Source organism: Myxococcus sp. NMCA1 (genome assembly GCF_026810205.1).
Taxonomy (GTDB): Bacteria; Myxococcota; Myxococcia; order Myxococcales; family Myxococcaceae; genus Myxococcus; species Myxococcus xanthus_A.
Genome location: NZ_CP113950.1, coordinates 2,059,288 through 2,076,704, shown reverse-complemented (window position 1 = coordinate 2,076,704; position 17,417 = coordinate 2,059,288). Strand labels below are relative to the sequence as shown.

Genomic DNA, 17,417 nt, shown 5'->3' with positions numbered 1-17,417 from the left:
CTGAGCGAAGTACTGTCATCACGCCCACGCGCGAGGCGCGTGGGACCGGCAGCCAGTGCGCGAGCAGCGCCACGCCGAGCAGGAGGAGCGCCACCGCAGCGAAGACAAACGGGGCCGTGGTGCATACGCGAGCCCCCAGCTGAGCCCCCTGTGTCAGGGAAGAAGTCGCCTCGGCTGACGTGCCGAGCTGACAACGCCTTGGGTGCGAGAGCAGGCAGGACGAAGTGTCGTACACGGACGCATTCAAGGCGCAGATGGTGAAGCGGATGGTGGGCCCAGGCGCGGTGAGTGCCGCGGCGCTTGCCCGCCAGGTGGGAGTGTCCCAGCCGACGCTGTCGCAGTGGTTGCGGGAGGCGAATAGGGTAGCGGCCATGATGCCCCCGCCCGAGGAGAAGAAGCCCGCCGGCCCCAAGAAGTGGACGCCCGAGGAGAAACTGCGCGTGCTGGCGGAGGCGCATGGACTGGCGGGCGAGGCATTGGGAGCGCTGCTGCGCCGTGAGGGACTGCACGAGGGGCAAATGGCGGAGTGGCGGGCGGCTGCCGATGGAGCCCTCTCCCAGAGCACGAAGGAGGCGTCGTCCGGGGCCCTGACGGCCGGTCAGCGTCGGCGGCTGGCCGCCTCGGAAGAAGCGAGTGAAGGAGCTCGAGCGTGTTGATGGTCACCAGGAAGCGCGGATTTCTGGTCATGGACGACCAGGAGTTCGGGGGCTTCGTGGCCAGAGGTAGCGCTGGGTGCCGCCGAAAAGTTGAGGAGAGGAGCGCGAGCCGGTGGAGTCCGGGGCTACGCACGTGGCTGGCCACGCGGCGGCCCCCGAGGAAGACTTCGACGCAGGACTCCGTGTGGCGCAGCTCCACCGGCTTGCCCACCAGGGTGTACGGCACGCTGTACCAGTGGCCCTCCAGATCCACGTGGTAGTCGATATTGACGCGCGCCTTCTTCCAGAAGGCCAGCTCGTACGGACGCGCCGGCAGGGCCCGCAGCGTGGCTTTCTCCACCTGCTCGAAGAGTGCCCAACGCGACTTGTCCAGCTTGCGCATGGGCCGCGTGTTGAGATTCTCCAGCAGCGGCTTCACCGCCTCCCGCACCTGGGCGAGCGAGGCAAAGCGGCGGTGATGTAGCGCCGCCAGAATCCACCGCTCCGCCAGCAACACGCCCACCTCCACCTTGGCCTTGTCCCGAGGCCGCCGCGGGCGCGCGGGCAGAATCGCGAAGCCGTAGTGCCGCGCCCGGTCCGCGTACGTGGGGTTCAAGTCCGGCTCGTAGCGGTACGCCCGGGTGACGACGGCCTTGAGGTTGTCGGGCACCACCAATTCGCTGACGCCTCCGAAGTACTCGAAGGCACGCACGTGGCAGCCCACCCACGTGGGCACGTCCTCGCGGAAGACGGGCTCCACGTACGTCAGTTGCTGGCCCCCAGCACCGCCACGAAGAGTTTCGCCACCCGCACCTCGCCCGTGGCCGCGTCCACCACCTGCACCCCGTCCCCGCTGAAGTCCACGAAGCACTTCTCTCCGGCGCGGTACTCCTGTCGACCGCCCACCCCTCACCGCGGGTGCTCGGCTTCACCGGAATGCCTGCTCGGCTTCACCGGAATCGGTGCTCGACATGCCCGGAATGCCTGCTCGGCATCCCCGGAACAACTGCTCACCTTGGCCCGGAATCGGTGCTCGGCATGCCCCGGAACACGCATCTGACTTTCGGTGGCGCTTCCCCATGTTTCTGGCGGCCGGTGGCGATGTACCGCTCGACACCCACCGACTCCAGCCAGCGGACATTCTTCGCGGAGAAGTAGCCCGCGTCCGCGCTCAGCTTTCGGGGCACTTCTTCGAGGTGGGCGGCCACCCGATCCAGCAGCACCGGCAGGTGCGCGGCGTCCGGAGGGGCTGGTTGGTGAGGGCCTGCGCGACAATCACCTGGTGCGCCGAGTCCACCGTTGCCTGCGCGTTGTAGGCCTGCTCGAAGCTGGTGCCCTTCTTCATGATTCAGCTGTCCGCGCCGGTGAAGTTGCGCTGCGCATTCGACATCGGCTTCCCCTCCGCTGTGTAGGGCACGCTGTGGCCTGGCAAGTCCTCGGCGGGCGGCGGTGCGTCGTCGTCATCATCCTCGCCCTTGTCTGCCTAGGCGGCGCCCCTGGCTTCGGCCTCCAGCGCCTGCCGGGCCTCTCGAATGCGCTGCAACCGCGTCTGCGCGCGCCGTAGCTCCTCGGGAAGTTCATCGCCGCGCTTGCCCTTGCTCACCGCCGTGCTGCTGCGCGTGGCCGAGCGGCGAGCACCGCTGGGCGCCGTGCTCACGGGTGACAGCCTGCGAAGCAACGTGGCGGCGACCGGGAGGTGAGCCCGGCCACCGCCATTCCATCAAGAGAATGAGTAGACAAAACTACCTGGGCGTTGCTCTGGTGAGAGGCCTACTCATCCCCAGAAGCACCACTCTCGAACTTGTCCATTCGAGAAGAGTTGCCGAAGCGCCAATCGCCACGAGTCACTTCGCCATCCTGGCTTATCAGTAGACCCTCTACTCGAATCTCGTTTGGCCGATTCGTTGCAGGACTGATGAACTGAGGCCTGATTCTCACTCGAACCGACTTCGCCTCCGCGACGTTCGTTTCAGAATCAGGACGGAGGAGCGCCGCCAAATGTGCCTCGAACTCATGCCAGTTGCGGACTGGTTCGGACTCTTCAGTCGCCTCTTGAGACTCAGTCCCCTCCTGAGATTGTAATTCGCCTTCAGGGGTGACCTCATCATCGGGCCCAGCCTCTTCAACATCCTCTGGAGGAACCTCCCCCTTCGCGCGGTTGCGCGGATCCCAATCCAAATTGGTCACGGAGCCATTCTGGTAACGCGTTTGCGGGACGTAGTTGAAGAACTCGGGTGGTCCGCCGAACTGGGCACCAATGAGATGTCCACCTTCATCAAATCGATACTTGAGATGCTTCTCTCCAACTGCCCCGCCGCTTGACTTTACCTTCAACCGAGTCCGTTTCCCGCCTTCGCCATACAGGTACTCTCTATTCCCATTTTGCTGTGCCTTTTTGCTCCTGACGCCCTTACGGAGATGGAGGTCTCCCTCCACGGACATCACGCGTCCCCGAGAATCCGTCACATACAAATATCGACCATCCACCCAGTATGCGGTGTTCGGCTCCGGCATACCCAGTTGACGGTTTGATCGCCCCGTCGTGGCCCTACTGCTCTCGACCCTCACATTCGTCTTGGGATTGATATGCGGCGGAATCGCTCGCGCCACCCAGTCAGGAACCCCTGTCGGCAGGTCCCTGATACGCTCGGGGTTCACGACAGACTCTACCTCTCGTCGCTCATTTGTAACCTGGAGTGTTTGACCATCCCAATACGCGGTATTCGGCTTGAGGTCCGCCGGAAGCCCGCCCTCATGGACCACTACGTCCCTCGGACGGATATGTGGCGGCAGGACGTCCGAGACCCATGGATCCACCCCCTGAGGTAGCCGCTCGTCCGGCTCCGTCACGGGCGTGACGTCATTCTCGCGCGCCACGTACCCACGCCCCGTCGTCAGCGAGTCTACCTGCGCCGCATGGGTGCGCAGTTGGTTCTCCACGCTGGCAATCTGCCGCTCCAGGTCCTCGAGTTGCTCCGCCGTCGCGGGCGTGGGCTTGCCCATCGCATTCGTGAGTGTATCGTTGAGCTTCGCCTGCGTGGCCTCCAGGTTCTGGAGAATGCCGGAGAGCTTCTGCACCTCCAGCCGTGACTCGAATCCCTGGCTGCCATAGCCCGGCATACCGGTGATGGCCTGCTTCACCTTGTCGATGAGCTGGCGCACCTTGCCCATCGCTCCCTCGTAGCGCTGGAGAACGCGCGCCGTCTCCATGTGTGCCTGGATGTCCTCAGGCGTCGCGTCCGGCCCTGCCTCGATGCGAACTTTCCCGTCGTCGTAGCGCACATGCGTGGTGCGCCCAGGAAGTTCGGGGTTCCTCACGACTGGCACGGGACGAGGCCCAGATGTCGGGCTCTTCTCGTCCTGCACATCCTTGGAAGGAGGAGGAATCTCGACACTGGCCCCTGGGGCGCCTGGCTTCTTGGACTGTCCCGAACGTGAGGGCCCTCCATCCTGGGGCGGCACGGGCGTGAAATGCCCCGTCAAGGGATTCACCCGGTACTGGGTAGGCGACTCCCGGTTCGCCGTCGTGATTCGAGGTGACCGAGCGGACGGCTCCGCCCCATCTGTCGAGTCAGGTTGCCCATCTCCTCCCGCCAATGTGTTTCCAGACGTCTTCGAGGATGGCCCCGTTCCACCCATCGCTTCATTGCCCGTCGAGCGATTGGGGCCTCCTGTCGCGCCATTGCCTCCCGACGGCCCGTCGCTGCCCCCACGCCGCTTCCCGCTGCCAAGACTGACGGTGGTGCTTCCATTCCCGCCACCGCCACCCTCCGCCGTCACGTCGCGGTGCCGCGCATTGAGCTCGAAGTCCACCACCACCAGCTTCGCCCCCAATCCGACTTCGCGGTCCTTGAAGGTCCCCTTGGTGACCTTCGCGTCCTTCTTCAGGTCGTCGAAGGCGTTCTCGAACTTGCCGGCCTTCAACTTGTCCGTCACCGACTGCACTTCCTTGTCGGACAGCCCACTCACCTCCGCCGTGAAGTACTGGCCCTGGTCGCCTGTATCCACCGAGCCTTCCACAGTGATGCTCGTCTCCGAGGGCCCCGCGAGCGCATCACTCTTGGCGCCCGTCAGGAACGACAGCACGTCCTTGCCGTCCAGCTTGCTCGCATCCAGTGGTGTCTTCGTCTCGATGCTCACCGAGCCGCTGACCTCTCCGCCCACGTTGAGGTCCGCCTTGCCCTTGAGCCCCGTGGCCACTCCCGCAGCGCCCGTGCCCTCGAACTCCACCGTCCTCACCAGGTGCGTCGGCTTTCCCTTGTCGAACTCCACGCGCAGGCCCCCCGTCGCCCCCAAGCTGGCTGACAGATCGACATTTCCCGTACCAGCCTTGAACTTGACTCCTCCCTCCACCTCACCGCTGACGTTCACCTCCAATGCGGACAGGTGGTCTCTGAGGAACGCGTGGTCCTCGCTCCCTGGAGTCAGCGCCGAGGGCCCCTTGCCCAGGGTGAGGGCCGCCTTCGCGGCGTCCTCGGGTGTGTTGAACTTCCACTCCATGCGGCCACCGGCTCCCACCGACGCCGAGCCCAGCAGGCCCACGCCCACGTCCGCCGTCACCTCCGCCGACAACTGGTACTTGCCATCCTCGGTCCGCTCGATGGCGGCCTCACCCGAGATTCCCCCCTTCAGCCCCACCTTGACGTCCAGGTTGCCGCTCAGTGACACCGAGTCCCCGGCACTGTTGAGCTTCTTGATTTCGTCCGTCAGCGCCTCTTCCAGCGGCGCCGTCACGAAGTCGGAGGCGGCATCCGCGACGTCGCCGGCCGTGTCCGCCAGGGCCTTCAGCTCGTCGGCAACGAACCCCTTCGCGTCCTCGTACCAGGGGAGTTGGCGCTCCTTGTCGAGTTGCCGGGGCTGCTGGCCCGGAACCACCTTGCCGTCAGCGCCCACGTCGAAGTCGACGTGGTCATACCGCCACCGATTGTCGCTGGCTTCGTGGAGGCTCTTCACCTCGGTGGGCTGATGACGCATCCGACGCTGCCCGTTCGCATCCACCGTGCCCGAGGACTGGGACACCGTCTGCGTTCGGCTGGCATGGCCCTCTCCGAATCGAGAACCATCCGGGTCATACCCCGTCACCGTGGTGCGTTGGTTCACAACCCCAGGCGTCCTGGAGGAGACGGCCGGCAGCGCATCCGTAGAATCGGCGCTCGCCGGCCCGCGCGTCACCTCCCGCTGGCTGCGCACCACCTGCACGCCGTTGCCATTCTTGTCCGACTTCAACGCCTGCGTGGCCACTGACTCCGTCTTCCGCCTGGCGACGGCAGGCTCGCCCTTCGCGTTGAAGCGGGTTTCCTCCGTTATCGTGAGGCTCGACTCGCCCGGCTTGAGCGAGGCAGGAGGGTTGTTCGTCCTGTAGTGGTCCTCCCCCTTGGAAGCACTCTGGAACGCGGCGCCCTGACCCGCCTCGAAGGCGCTCACATCTCCCGCCCTGAAGCCCGGCGTCTGCACCTGCGTCGTCTTCACCTGCTTCGTCGGCAGGCCCTGCGCGTTGAACTGCGTCTCCGTCGTCACCGTCGCCGGCCCCTGGGGGACCCCCTTCTGCTTCGCGAGCGCCGCCGGAGGCCGCTCCATCCGCACCGCTTCCGTGCGGGACAGCGGCCTCGGCGGAGAGCGCGAGGTGTCGTACCTCGTCGTGGACGTCGTCGTGGTGGCACCCGTCTCCGCCTGCTGCTCCGTCTGGCTCTTGCGCGACTCCAGCCCCGTGGACTGCCCCTTCGCATCCGAGGACCTTGTCCACGTCGTCTCGCGCGTGCCGCCTGACCCCGTCGACTCCTTCGCCGTCACCGTGGACGTGTAGCTGCCGTCCGGCTTGATGGTGACGCTGCTGCCGCTGGCTGCGTCGGACAGAAGCGTTTCGCCCGTGGTGGCGTTCTTCCTCACCTGGTACCGGGTGCCGGAGGACGGGTCGGTGTACGTCTGCCCATCGTCTACATTGAAGGCGACCTTCGCGTCCTTGGCATCCACCGCGTCAAGCCGCGGCGGAGGCGACTCGCCCTTCTCGGGCTTCCGCGCGACTTCCCGCGGCGGAGGGGGCGCGAAGCCTAGGAGCTTCTCCAGGTCCGCCTTGCGATTCGTACCCTCGAAGGCCGAGTCGAGTTCATTCTTCGTCGGCTTGACCTTGTCGATGTCCGCCTGACTGAAAGGTGGCTTCTTGCATTCCTGGGCGGCCAGCGCGTTCGCCTTGCGCATGGACTCCTCGGCGCTCTTCGCGGCAAGGGCTGCCTTTTCCTCGGCCTCCTGAAGCTTCTTGTCCGCAATCGTTGACCGCTCGGAGGCCTCCGTGCGGTTCTTCTCCGCGGTGTCGGAGGACTCCTTGGACTTCTTCATCTCCGAGGGTGTCTGCCCTGGCTCCCGCGCGGCCTTGCGCGCGGCCTTGGCGGCAGTGTCCGCGTCGACCTTCTGTTGTCGCGCGGTATCCGAAGCACGCCGGGCCTGCGGCACGGCTTTCCGGGCATTCTCCGCCGCCTTGATCTTGCCTTTGGCGGCGAGCTCCGCTGCCGCCGCCTTCTGTCGGTCCGCCTCCGCTTTGCGCCGCTCCTCAGCGGGGTCTACTTTCGGAGCTCCAGAACCACTCGCGGGTGCGACAGTGCCCATGGAACATCCCCCTCTTGACTAGAATTCACAGCCCAGCATCGGAATGGACAAACTTCATTCGAGTGACGGCAAGGCGCCGAGCATGGGACAGGCCCGCAGCGCCGCCCATCCTCCGCAGAAGGCCTTGGCCACGGTCTTGAGGGTCATTTGCCGCACACGGCGGACCGCGCAGCCACAAGACAGGCGTTCGCCCGCGCAGGACTAACGGAGCGTTGAGAGCTCCTCTTGGAAGTCAACAACTGACTGAGACTCATCTGCGCTCCGTGTGCCAATCAACACAGGACTGCCCATGCAATCGTAGAGAAAGAGGGAATGGGCCAACCTCCGTCCCAAAAATCTCCCCTGCGGCATGCCCGCACGCGCAATCGAGTTCCCCTCCCTCTGCTATCTTTGGAGAACCGGAACGCGTTGCGGAGTCCTCCCCCATGCAGTCTTGTCCCCAAGAAGCGACGCTGACTGACTTTCTCGCGGGGCTGCTTTCCGAGGAGCACCGGACCCACGTCCTGGCACATGTGGAGAGCTGTGCGGACTGTCGGTGGGTCCTGGCCGCGGGAGAGGGCTCTCGGGCTCTATCCAGTGCTCCGACAGTCCCCCTGGAGGCGCCATTCCAGCCCTTGCTGCCTGGCACGCGGGTCGCCCGGTACGTGGTGCGAGAGCGCATCGGCTCCGGAGCGATGGGCGTCGTCTACGCGGCGGATGACCCGGAGCTGGGCCGCCGGGTGGCCCTCAAGATGCTTCGCCCCGAAGGACGCCAACGAGATGAACTGCAGCAGCGGCTGCTGCGTGAGGCCCAGGCGCTCGCCCGGCTCGCGCACCCAAATGTCGTCACCCTCTATGACGTGGGCACCCATGGAGACGCGGTCTTCCTGGCCATGGAACTCGTCGAGGGAATCACCCTCGCGGAGTGGATGCAGGAGCCTCGTCCCTGGAAGGAGGTGCTCCGGGTCTTTCTCGAAGCTGGCAAGGGCCTCGCCGCCGCTCACGCCGCGGGCCTCGTGCACCGCGACTTCAAGCCCGCCAACACCCTCCTGGGCAAACAAGGCCGCGTCTTCGTGACGGACTTCGGCATCGCCGGACAGCTCCATCAGGAGGAGGGCGCTCCGCTCCGCGAGGACGACAAGGCTCCAGTCGCTTCCTTGAGGAGCCTGACCCGGACGGGCCAGCTCATGGGCACTCCCGCCTACCTCGCGCCGGAGTTGGTGCAAGGCCAGCGCGCGGATGCCCGCTCCGACGAGTTCAGCTTCTGCGTGGCGCTCTACGAGGCCCTGTTCGGCGCGCGCCCCTTCCAGGGCGAGACGCTGAAGGAGCTGGTCCATGCCGCACAGCAAGGGAGGCTGAGCCCCCCGAAACGCGAGGTGAAAGCCCCGCCCCGGGTTCGACGCGCGGTCCTCCGGGGGCTCAACGCCAGGCCCGAGGAGCGCTTCCCCTCCATGCAATCCCTGCTGGCGGCCCTCGCTCCACCGCCGCACCGAAGGATTCTCACGTGGGTGGCGGCGATGGCGACAGGCCTGCTGGGGATCCTCGCGACCTATGGGGTGACACAGAGGCGCGAGGCGCGCTGCGAGCAGGAGGTGGAGAAGCTGGCGGCGGCCTGGAGCCCCGCGCGGCGCGAGCGCGTGCATGCGGCCTTCATCGCCACCGGCACGCCCTACGCCATTCCGGCCTGGGAGCGGCTCTCGGTGACGGTGGACGCCTACGCCGCCCAGTGGCGCTCGCTGCGGACCGAGTCCTGCCTGGCCGCAGGTCGTGACACCTCGGACCACACCGCTTGGCAGACGGCAGCGTGCCTCGACACGCGACTCTGGCAGCTTGCCGCCACCACCGAGGTGCTGGAGAAGGCGGACGCGCTGACGGTGCAGAACGCGCACCAGCTGACGGCCTCCCTCGAAGGGCTCGTCGGATGCCGAGACACGCCTGGGCTCTCCAGTCGCCCTCAGCCGCCCGACGACCTCCGCCCCCGGGTGGACGCGGCGCGGCACACGCTGGCGCAGGCCCGGGCCCACAGCGTGGCCCGCCGCTATCCCGAGAGCCTCGCGGTGACATCGGCCCTCCTCGATGAAATCAAGGGGCTCGACTACAAGCCGCTGACGGCGGAGGTGCTCCTCGTCCACGGCACGAACCATGGGGAGAACGACAAACCAAGGGAGGCGGAGGATTTCCTCTACCAGGCCCTATGGGCCGCCGAGGCCGGACGTGATGACGAGACTGTGGCGCGCGCGTGGCTGGAGCTCATCTGGGTGGTGGGCGAATCGTTGTCCCGCCCCACAGATGCGGAAAAGCTCGTCCGGCATGCCCAGGCCTCTGTCGAGCGGCTGGGGCACGAGCGCTTCCCGGACATCACGACGGAGTTGCACCTCCGCCTGGCTTCGCTGCGGTTTCAGCAAGGCAAGCTCGCCGAGGCGGAGCAGGCGGCACTCCAGGGCCTGGAGTTCTCACGCAGGAGGAATGGCCCGGACAGCCTCCGCACGGCCAACCTCCTCCATCAGCTCGGAAGAATCCGCATGACCCAGCGCCGCAACAAGGAGGCGCTGGAGTTCCACCTCCAGGCTCTGGAGATGAACAAGCACGTGCTGGGCACCGACAACCCGGGCCTCATTGTTTCCTATGACAGAGTCGCCACGGCCTACCAAAGGATGGGCCGGTACGCAGAGGCCGTCGACCTCTGGCGCAAAGCACTGGCCCTCCAGAAGACGGCTCCCGTCCCGGAAAACACCGTACTCGCGAGCATGCTCTTGAACCTCGCCGTGGTCACGCGCGCCGAAGGCCGACTGGAGGAGGCGCGGCCCCTGCTTGAGCAGGCGCGCAGCATCTTCGAGGAGGCCCGAGGACCCGACCACTTCACTGTCGTCCAGGTGCTCGTGGAGCAGGCGATGCTGCACGGCGACGAAGGCCAGCACGACAAGGCAATCATTGACACCACTGAGGCGCTGAAGCGTATCCAGCGTTCGATGGGCTCGGACACACCGCGCGCCACCCTGCCCCTGATGATTCGGGGATATGCGCACCTGCAGTCGGGCCACCATCCCGAGGCACGGAGAGATCTGCTAGCCGCGTTGAAGCGGATGGAGAAATCGCAAGGCTCGGGGGGGGCGGGCACGCTGTCCGTGCTTCTGCCCCTGGCCGAGGTGGCCCTGGCAAGCAAGGCTCCGAAGGAGGCGCTCGAATACTGCGAGCGTGCGCGGAGGCTCACTGAGACGGTCCAGAGCCAGGAGTCCGCAGACGGTGCCAACGCCCTAACCTGTGTCGGAGAAGCACATCTGGCGCTGGGCGCAGCGGACAAGGCCGTACCCCTGCTCGAACGTGCCTGGCGCACACTCACCCAACTGGGCCACCCCGGAGACCCGTTAATCGCAGGCAAGACCGCCTTCATGCTGGCCCGGGCGCTTCAGGAAACTCGCTCCTCCCCGGACCGGGCGCGTGCGCTCGCGATGGCCGAGGAAGCCCGAACGCGGCTGGAGTCCGTGGGAGTCCGGGGTCGGCCGGGGCTTCTCCAGGTGCTGGCCTGGCAGCGACGTGAGGCGAAACGATGAGCGCTGAACGGCAGACAGGGTCCCTGGCGACGCTGTTGCGGGAGCAACTGCCACGGTAGCGGCGCGCGGAGCTGGAGGCCGTGGAGAGGCTCGAAGCACTGCGGCACCAACACGTCGAGGCGGCCCGGACCGCGTGGCCACGCTTTCGCTCCCGGTCGAGGACTTCGTGGGGAACCTGGCCCAGCACCTGCCCGCGGGCAAGGTCTCGGAGGTGATGCGCATCCTCCAGGGTGCGGACCTGTACCTCGCGTGCGCCTGCGCCACTGAGGAGCCCTCGGCCCTCCGGGCCTTCGAGCAACACGTTCTTCGGCACATCCCCGCCCGGCTCGGGCGGTTGCCGCCGAACATGCTGGAGGAAGTGCTGCAGGTGCTGCGCGAGCGGCTGCTGGTGGCCAGCGGGAACACGCCACCGAGGATTGCGAGCGATAGGGGGCGAGGGCCTCTGCTCTCTTGGGTGGGCATTGTCGCCGCGCGCTTCTCCGGGGAGTTGGTGAACCGGGACGAGCGACTTCAGCTCGTCACGGAGCCTCCCGAGGAACTCGCGCGACTGTTGGCCCCGAGCGACCCCGAGTACGCACTGATGCGCGAAGACGCACGCCAGTTCCTTGTCGAGCCCCTCCGAAAAGCCATGGCGGTGCTCCCCGAACAGGAGCGGCCCCTGTTGCGCTTGCACCATTTCCATGGGCTCACGATGGACCGGCTGAGACTCATGTATGGCGGCTCGCGCCCCGGCTGCAGCAGGAGCGACGCCTTGAGTGAAGTTGCCCCGGTTCCGCAGAGTGCTCCGGGCTATCGCCATCAAGCAGCACCACGCAAATCAGAAGCACATCAGCTTCAACTCTCTTTACGAAAGTCGACACACAGCCAAAGACGAGGCCTCCTGCAGGTCCCTCTTGGAATCGCTGCCCTCCAGCCCTCACTCAAGATGAGGTAGACTCCGCTAGGGCTTGGGGTGCCCTGACTGCATCCCGGGCCATTGAATCCCAACCGCAAGCGATTACAAGGAACTACCGATGACCACAAGGGCGACCTTATTCACACTGGCCTGTAGTGCGTGGATGTTCGGATGCAGCGGTGGGCTCGAAGCTGAAGACGACACGCAGGAGACTATCGACAACCTCATCGACGCTGGATTCCCAGCCAGCGACATCATGATGGCCGAGGGAGTCGTCTATGTCGGGCGTGACATGGAGGTAAGCCTCCAAGCATCGCGGGAGATGCTCCAAAGGGGCAGCAGCAGCCAAGAGCAATATCGCACCACCAACTTGATATCCCCCAACTTGCGGTGGATCAAAATCAGGCCGTCGTCTTCGGTACTGTCCTACTCAAGGCTCAACCGAGGACTGGACGAAGCAATAGCAAACTTCAATGAGTTATCCCTCCGATTCAAGTTCATTCGCGAGCCTGTCAACCCGTGCGTCGATTGCCCTCAGTGCTGTCCTCCGAGCAGCATGGCAACCATCGATTTCGTGATCATTCCCGCCACTGGTGGCGGCGCCGGCGTTGGGGGGACGCCTTCGGGTGGCCTACCATTTCCACGATTCGGGGTCACAGCCAGCCTTGCAAACGAGTCCCAAGACGCAATTGAACACGTAATCACCCACGAGCTTGGCCACGTAATCGGGCTTCGTCACTCCGACTATTACAATCGAAGCATCAGCTGTGGCGGCAGTGCGGTCAATGAAGGCTCCGCGAGCGTGGGCGCCATCCTCATCCCAGGGACGCCAAGTTCAGCCACGGCGGGTGGGTCACTCATGAACTCCTGCATCCCGTCGGGGACGACTGGCGAATTCACCTCCAGCGACATTACGGCACTAACCTACCTGTACGGGCAGGAGTGATGACACGACAGGAATAGAATCCTGCAACTCGTGAAGACCGCTCGCCGCATCACCGTGCCCAAAGGTGCCACCAAAATCCCGATTGACGAATACCTCCTCGGCATCGAGGAGGTTCCACGCACTTCGGCCGCGCCCCCCAACACCATGGTTCGCCATGGGCGGCGCTGACTCCCGCCAGGAGCTGCACGCCAGCTTCGCCCTGGAGGGCCTCCAGGCCCGGCACGCACATGCCCTGGGCGCTGCGCGTGAGACGACACCCGCCGAGCGCGGCGAGGTGGACGCGGAGGTGGTGAGTAGCGACGACGAGGACCTCGACACAGCCTCTCCCGGGAGCCCCAAGGGTGACGGTCTCGTGGCTCCGCCCACGGACGTCACGCCCCCCGCCGACCCTGATTGAGACCGCCCTCCGGTAAGTGAACGCGGGCACCATCGCGTTCAGTTTCGCCGTTCACCTTCACCGCGCCAGGCCGTGTCTGGTCACTTTCACCGTCGAGCTCCGGCCTGGCGCGCGGAAGCACACGCCTGTCGCAGCAGACTCCGCAGAATCGTGGGGTTAAGGCGACCAGTCACCAGGCACTCGAGCACCGCGGTACGAGTCCGGGCCAGAACTCGCGGCCGGAAGCACACTCTGCCCAGCGGCCGGACTCGCGCACGTTCACGTCCCGGTGATCTGCCCTCCTCTCCACGCTGCACGCCGCTGACCGCCACCACAGGGCCGAGGACACCCTGTTGCGCAGCTTCGAGGGCGTGCCCTTCACGGAGCGGGAGGCTCACCTGCGGCGCCTCCTCTCCGTCGACCGCAGCGGCATCGGAATGAATCTCGCCCGCGACTTCCCGCAAGTAGTGGCGGAGAGCTTCACCAACGAAGCCAAGGAGCGCTAGGCCACCGACTTCAAGATTCGCCTCCAGCGCCGCGACGTCACCCTGCCACGAGAGCGCGAACTCGTCGGGCAGATTCACTCCATCAAGCGCCGCGTACTGCCCTCCGGGAAAGTGTCCTTCGACGCCGAGCGCACCAACCGCGGGCACGCGGACAAGTTCTGGGCCGTGGCCCTGGCCTGCCAGCGTGAGCGCATGCCGGAGCGCCGGGGTAGCGGCGAGATGTCCTTCGACAGGGCAGCCCGCCGTCGAGAGTCCTCCGCTTCAGCACCGGGCCCCGACCACCACGGAGGGGCTACGAGTCACTCGCGCGCGGAGAGGACGAAGGAACAAAGCCTCTCAACGACTCGCGCGTCCACGTGGCCGGGAATCATGTACTCCGCGGGCCCTGATCTTCCCTCCCCATGGATGAACATGTGATTGCTGCCGGGAATCCTCACCACGTCGACGCGGTCGACCTGGGCAAGCCCACGCCGCCATGTCGCCAAGTCCTCCTCGGTGCTTTGGTAGTCCCGCTCTCCTTGCATGATGAGGATGGGGCGCTGGAGCATCCGGGCCATCCCGACGCCGTCGCGCGAGTCCAGGTCATTCCAGTACGACAGCGGCAAGCCAAGGAAGCTCCCGGAGCTGGCCGTCCTGGCCTTCAATGGCTCGGCAGCCTTCTCGACCTCGGCGATTCGATCTGCCGGCGCGCCCAGGTACCGCAACTGCGCGGGAATCAGCTCCCACATGGGACGCCCCGGTGGCGCCAGCAGAACCGCGCCCGCGACCGGCGCCGAGCGGAGGGCAATCTCCGGCGCCAGGAGGGCCCCCAGGCTGTGCCCCACTACAAAGACCCGCGCGGCATCCACCTCCGGTCGCGCCTTGAGCACGCCCATGGCCGAGACCGCGTCCACCACGACCTCATCATCAATGGAGATGCCACTCGCGAACGGCTCCTTGTACTGGAAGGTGCGCTTGTCGTAACGCAGGACGGCGATGCCGCGCGACGAGAGCCCCTCGGCGAGGTCCTTGAATAGCGCGTTGGGCCCGAAGCGCACGTCCCGGTCATGCGGGCCGGAGCCGTGAACCAGCACGACGCCAGGGAAGGGGCCCTTCCCCACCGGCACCGTCAACGTGCCCTTCAGCAGGAAGGGCTCCTGCCCCACGGTGACCTCCTCACCCCGGAACGCCGCGCCGTTCACATACGGAGGACGGCCATCGGGCGTCACCGAGGCGCCAGCAACCGCCTCGGACCGTGGGGCCGTGGCCTCCACGTGGATGGGCTCCGGCCCACCGCGCCCGGGAGAACTCGCGCAGGCCGCGCCAGTGAGCGCGACAGCACCCAGGCATGCACCAAGAGTCAGCTTCTTCAACGTGCCACGGATATCGTGAAACATAGCCCCCCCTTCCTTCAGGCAGACCGACGAGAGTCCACACCGTCGGTCGGTCCGCGATTGCCCCCCTCGATGCGACGATAGAGGACGTACGAATAGACGATGGGGGTCACCGTCGCGACAGCGACAGCCGCGAGCACGGGGACCGGACCGCCACCGAGGAGCCCCGAGACGAAGACAATGACTCCCGCGAGGACAAAGAGCCGTCCTCCCAGGCGATGCGTGCGCAGCCAGACCTCATCGCTCGCGAGCGTCCAGGGCGTCCGGATTCCACAGAAGAAATTCTTGGTGAACTTCCCCATGTAGTTGCCCAGGACCACGAGGACCAGGCCCGTGGCCGCGGGAACCACACGAGCCATCGGCACGGGCACTCCAATGCCCGCGAGCAAGACCAGGGCGTTGAGCAAGAAGAGGAACGCGACCAGCACCGCCTGGATGCCCTCGAAGACGCCCTGGAACCGCGTCACGCGGAAGTGCCTGGGCGAAATCCGTGGCACGGCCACCAGCACCAGGTACACAGCAGCCATCACCAGCGGCAGGACGAAGGGCCCCCAGGGCTTGGGCGTATACCTATCCACCACCCCCGCGGCATTCCAGTGCGTGGGTATCGCCTCTGGCAATCGGCCGTAGAGCACGAAGGTCATCGCGAACGACACGATGACGAGTCCCAGACTCAACACATTGGCTCGGCTGATTCTCATGACGGCTCTCCATTCCCCTTATCGACCTTGAAGAGGTCGAGCAGGACTGCCGCTACGTCCTCGAACACGGTCGTGTTGAGGGAGTAGACGATTTGCTGTCCGCGGCGCTCACAGCGCACCAGGTCCGCCGCTTTGAGCACGTTGAAGTGATGCGATAGCGACCCCTTCGTGATGTCGAACGCCTCAGCGAGCTCTCCCGCTGACTTCGAGCCGCCCTGCAGGAGCTTGAGCACCTTGCGCCGGGTCGGGTCTGAAATGGCCTTGAAGACCTCCTGCGTTCGCATCACGACCTTTCGATAGTTTGACGACTCTCAAAATAATGGCCAGGAAAATCCTGTCAAGTGGACAGCACTCCAACGCACTGCCCCACATCAACCTCCAGCGCGCCACCCTGCCTTGGGAACGCCTGCCCGGGCAGGCGGATGAGAACAAGTCCTGGCTGGCGCTACTCCTGTTCCGAGAGTCGGACTTCGCGAACGGCGAGGAGCGGCCCCGGGTGCGGACGCTCACGCCGCGCGAGTTGCTGGCCATGCCTGCGGCCACGGCGCGCGTCCCTTCGCTGACGCTGGAGCCCGGACAGCAGGAGTCCGGACGAGGCCGTCGTCATCGACGTCCAGCGACGGCTGCTGGAGCCACTGGTGCCGACGTTGGCGGAACTGGAGTTCCTCGCCCACGCGCACGTGCACAAGAGCACGAGCGGCGTGCCCGAGGGCGAGGCGGAGGTGACGCTCATCTCCAAACGACTCCCGGACCCGGCCAGCCGCAACGACATGTACCTGGTGTCGCAGGAAGGCCGCTATCGGAACGAGGCGTTCGACTTCATGGCGCGGGGCCATCCGAGTGGATTCGCCTCGTGAGCCTGACGCACTGGACGTTCCACCGCGTGGACCCGGAGCAGCGCTTTGGCGCGCTGCTGCGCGGCTTGGACTGGGAGCCGGCGCTGCTGCGATTGCCCGCCGTGGAGGGCGCGGGCCCGGCGGCCCGGTACCTGAAGCAGGGCTACGTTCCCTTCACACACCGGCTGCGTCGTGGCAGCAAGAGCGTGTCGTTTGAGAGGTGCTCCTTGGAGTGTCGGAGCTGCCCTGTGCCTACCCAAGATTCGGTCGCTGCGTCATGAGGTGCGTCAAGGCCAGACTCGCCAGTGCGTCGAGGCGAGTGAGCGAGGTGCGTGGGTGTCGCGTTTCGAGTGCCGGCGATGCGAAGTCCGAACCACCAAGGTCTCAGCCCGGCCTTGAGATTCGGGTACCTACCTCTCCGCCACCATGGACTCCAGGGCACGCGTCCGGGTGGTGGATGCGAGCGCTTGGTCGAGCGAAGCATCAAGCGCCCGGGGCAGCCCCTGCGGCACCCAAGCACCTTGCTCTGGGCCCGCCTCAACGAGAGCCTCGCGCTACTCGAGTTCCACCAGCAGGCGCTCGCCGTCCCGAAGAACGCGCACCGGTCGCTGCATCCCAGCTTGGAAGAGTGGCGCCTCCATGGGCCGCACGAGGCGGTCTGCCGTAGCCTGGAACTCAGAGTCCTCGGAGGGGAGACGAATGGTAAGCGAGAAGCGGAGGACGTCGTTGCGCCCGTGGCTGAACTCGGTCTGCTCCCAGCCGAGGATGCGCGCCGTCCCTGCCTCACCCTGCGCGAGCACTTTTGCGCGCCGTACGTCAGCCCCCACTGTCCACCGAAGCAGGGCCACGAGTCCGACGACGAGCATGACGGCGAGCACGCCCACGATGATGAGTCCCACCATGGCCGAACGCTACCACATGGGATTCCGGGCCTGTGCCGGGCCGAACTGGGTGCCCCGACCTCATCAACTCGACAGTCCACCCGTTAGACCTGCCGCATCCGGCATGACGCGCGTTTT

The 17,417-nt window shown here is 66.0% G+C and carries 16 protein-coding genes and 1 pseudogene; 8 read left to right on the top strand and 9 right to left on the bottom strand.

Features of this window, described 5'->3' with window-relative positions; genetic code table 11:
* Positions 1 to 224: 224 nt before the first annotated feature.
* Complete coding sequence (locus OZ403_RS08825) at positions 225 to 656, top strand: transposase (protein WP_268783918.1); 432 nt, start codon at positions 225 to 227, stop codon at positions 654 to 656.
* Positions 657 to 828: 172 nt separating this feature from the next.
* Here the strand turns inward: OZ403_RS08825 and OZ403_RS39660 are convergent.
* From OZ403_RS39660 to OZ403_RS08800, 5 genes and pseudogenes are all read right to left on the bottom strand, one after another.
* Positions 829 to 1,347 (bottom strand): annotated as a pseudogene (locus OZ403_RS39660) (Mu transposase domain-containing protein); the annotation flags it as partial.
* 53 nt (positions 1,348 to 1,400) lie between these two features.
* A complete protein-coding gene (locus OZ403_RS08815; protein WP_268783917.1) occupies positions 1,401 to 1,541 on the bottom strand; it encodes a hypothetical protein in 141 nt (46 codons plus the stop codon).
* Positions 1,542 to 1,806: 265 nt separating this feature from the next.
* Complete coding sequence (locus OZ403_RS08810) at positions 1,807 to 1,980, bottom strand: hypothetical protein (RefSeq protein ID WP_268783916.1); 174 nt, start codon at positions 1,978 to 1,980, stop codon at positions 1,807 to 1,809.
* Between the two features lie 138 nt (positions 1,981 to 2,118).
* Positions 2,119 to 2,292, bottom strand: coding sequence for a hypothetical protein (locus OZ403_RS08805; RefSeq protein ID WP_161604861.1), 174 nt, complete (start codon positions 2,290 to 2,292; stop codon positions 2,119 to 2,121).
* Positions 2,293 to 2,405: 113 nt separating this feature from the next.
* Complete coding sequence (locus tag OZ403_RS08800) at positions 2,406 to 7,235, bottom strand: DNA/RNA non-specific endonuclease (protein ID WP_268783915.1); 4,830 nt, start codon at positions 7,233 to 7,235, stop codon at positions 2,406 to 2,408.
* Positions 7,236 to 7,660: 425 nt separating this feature from the next.
* On the opposite strand from OZ403_RS08800, the gene OZ403_RS08795 reads away from it, so the two are divergent.
* The 5 genes from OZ403_RS08795 (at position 7,661) to OZ403_RS08775 (ending at position 13,488) form a co-directional block, all read left to right on the top strand.
* Positions 7,661 to 10,765 carry a protein kinase domain-containing protein gene (locus OZ403_RS08795; RefSeq protein ID WP_174259226.1) on the top strand — a complete coding sequence of 1,035 codons (3,105 nt, stop codon included), beginning with the start codon at positions 7,661 to 7,663 and terminating at the stop codon, positions 10,763 to 10,765.
* 133 nt (positions 10,766 to 10,898) lie between these two features.
* On the top strand, positions 10,899 to 11,699 hold the full coding sequence (locus tag OZ403_RS08790; RefSeq protein ID WP_237078155.1) for an RNA polymerase subunit sigma-70: 801 nt from the start codon (positions 10,899 to 10,901) through the stop codon (positions 11,697 to 11,699).
* A 79-nt stretch (positions 11,700 to 11,778) separates the two neighbouring features.
* On the top strand, positions 11,779 to 12,606 hold the full coding sequence (locus OZ403_RS08785) for a M57 family metalloprotease (RefSeq protein ID WP_140788940.1): 828 nt from the start codon (positions 11,779 to 11,781) through the stop codon (positions 12,604 to 12,606).
* Positions 12,607 to 12,760: 154 nt separating this feature from the next.
* On the top strand, positions 12,761 to 13,003 hold the full coding sequence (locus tag OZ403_RS08780) for a hypothetical protein (protein ID WP_237078154.1): 243 nt from the start codon (positions 12,761 to 12,763) through the stop codon (positions 13,001 to 13,003).
* A 332-nt stretch (positions 13,004 to 13,335) separates the two neighbouring features.
* Positions 13,336 to 13,488, top strand: coding sequence for a hypothetical protein (locus tag OZ403_RS08775; protein ID WP_161604860.1), 153 nt, complete (start codon positions 13,336 to 13,338; stop codon positions 13,486 to 13,488).
* 299 nt (positions 13,489 to 13,787) lie between these two features.
* Here OZ403_RS08775 and OZ403_RS08770 read toward each other — a convergent pair whose 3' ends face one another.
* From OZ403_RS08770 to OZ403_RS08760, 3 genes are read right to left on the bottom strand one after another with little or no spacing between them, the layout of a single operon-like run.
* Complete coding sequence (locus OZ403_RS08770) at positions 13,788 to 14,864, bottom strand: alpha/beta hydrolase family protein (protein ID WP_268783914.1); 1,077 nt, start codon at positions 14,862 to 14,864, stop codon at positions 13,788 to 13,790.
* Positions 14,865 to 14,878: 14 nt separating this feature from the next.
* Positions 14,879 to 15,562 carry an SdpI family protein gene (locus OZ403_RS08765; protein WP_140788938.1) on the bottom strand — a complete coding sequence of 228 codons (684 nt, stop codon included), beginning with the start codon at positions 15,560 to 15,562 and terminating at the stop codon, positions 14,879 to 14,881.
* Positions 15,559 to 15,846 carry an autorepressor SdpR family transcription factor gene (locus tag OZ403_RS08760; RefSeq protein ID WP_020479202.1) on the bottom strand — a complete coding sequence of 96 codons (288 nt, stop codon included), beginning with the start codon at positions 15,844 to 15,846 and terminating at the stop codon, positions 15,559 to 15,561. The genes OZ403_RS08765 and OZ403_RS08760 overlap by 4 nt, the downstream gene beginning before the upstream one ends.
* Before the next feature lie 354 nt (positions 15,847 to 16,200).
* Between OZ403_RS08760 and OZ403_RS08755 the strand changes: the two genes are divergently transcribed.
* Positions 16,201 to 16,419: a hypothetical protein gene (locus OZ403_RS08755; protein ID WP_268783913.1), complete on the top strand. Its 219-nt coding sequence runs from the start codon at positions 16,201 to 16,203 to the stop codon at positions 16,417 to 16,419.
* Positions 16,416 to 16,679, top strand: coding sequence for a hypothetical protein (locus OZ403_RS08750; protein ID WP_268783912.1), 264 nt, complete (start codon positions 16,416 to 16,418; stop codon positions 16,677 to 16,679). Before OZ403_RS08755 ends, OZ403_RS08750 begins: the two co-directional genes overlap by 4 nt.
* A gap of 273 nt (positions 16,680 to 16,952) precedes the next feature.
* Here OZ403_RS08750 and OZ403_RS08745 read toward each other — a convergent pair whose 3' ends face one another.
* Positions 16,953 to 17,300 carry a hypothetical protein gene (locus tag OZ403_RS08745; protein ID WP_140788935.1) on the bottom strand — a complete coding sequence of 116 codons (348 nt, stop codon included), beginning with the start codon at positions 17,298 to 17,300 and terminating at the stop codon, positions 16,953 to 16,955.
* Positions 17,301 to 17,417 lie beyond the last annotated feature (117 nt).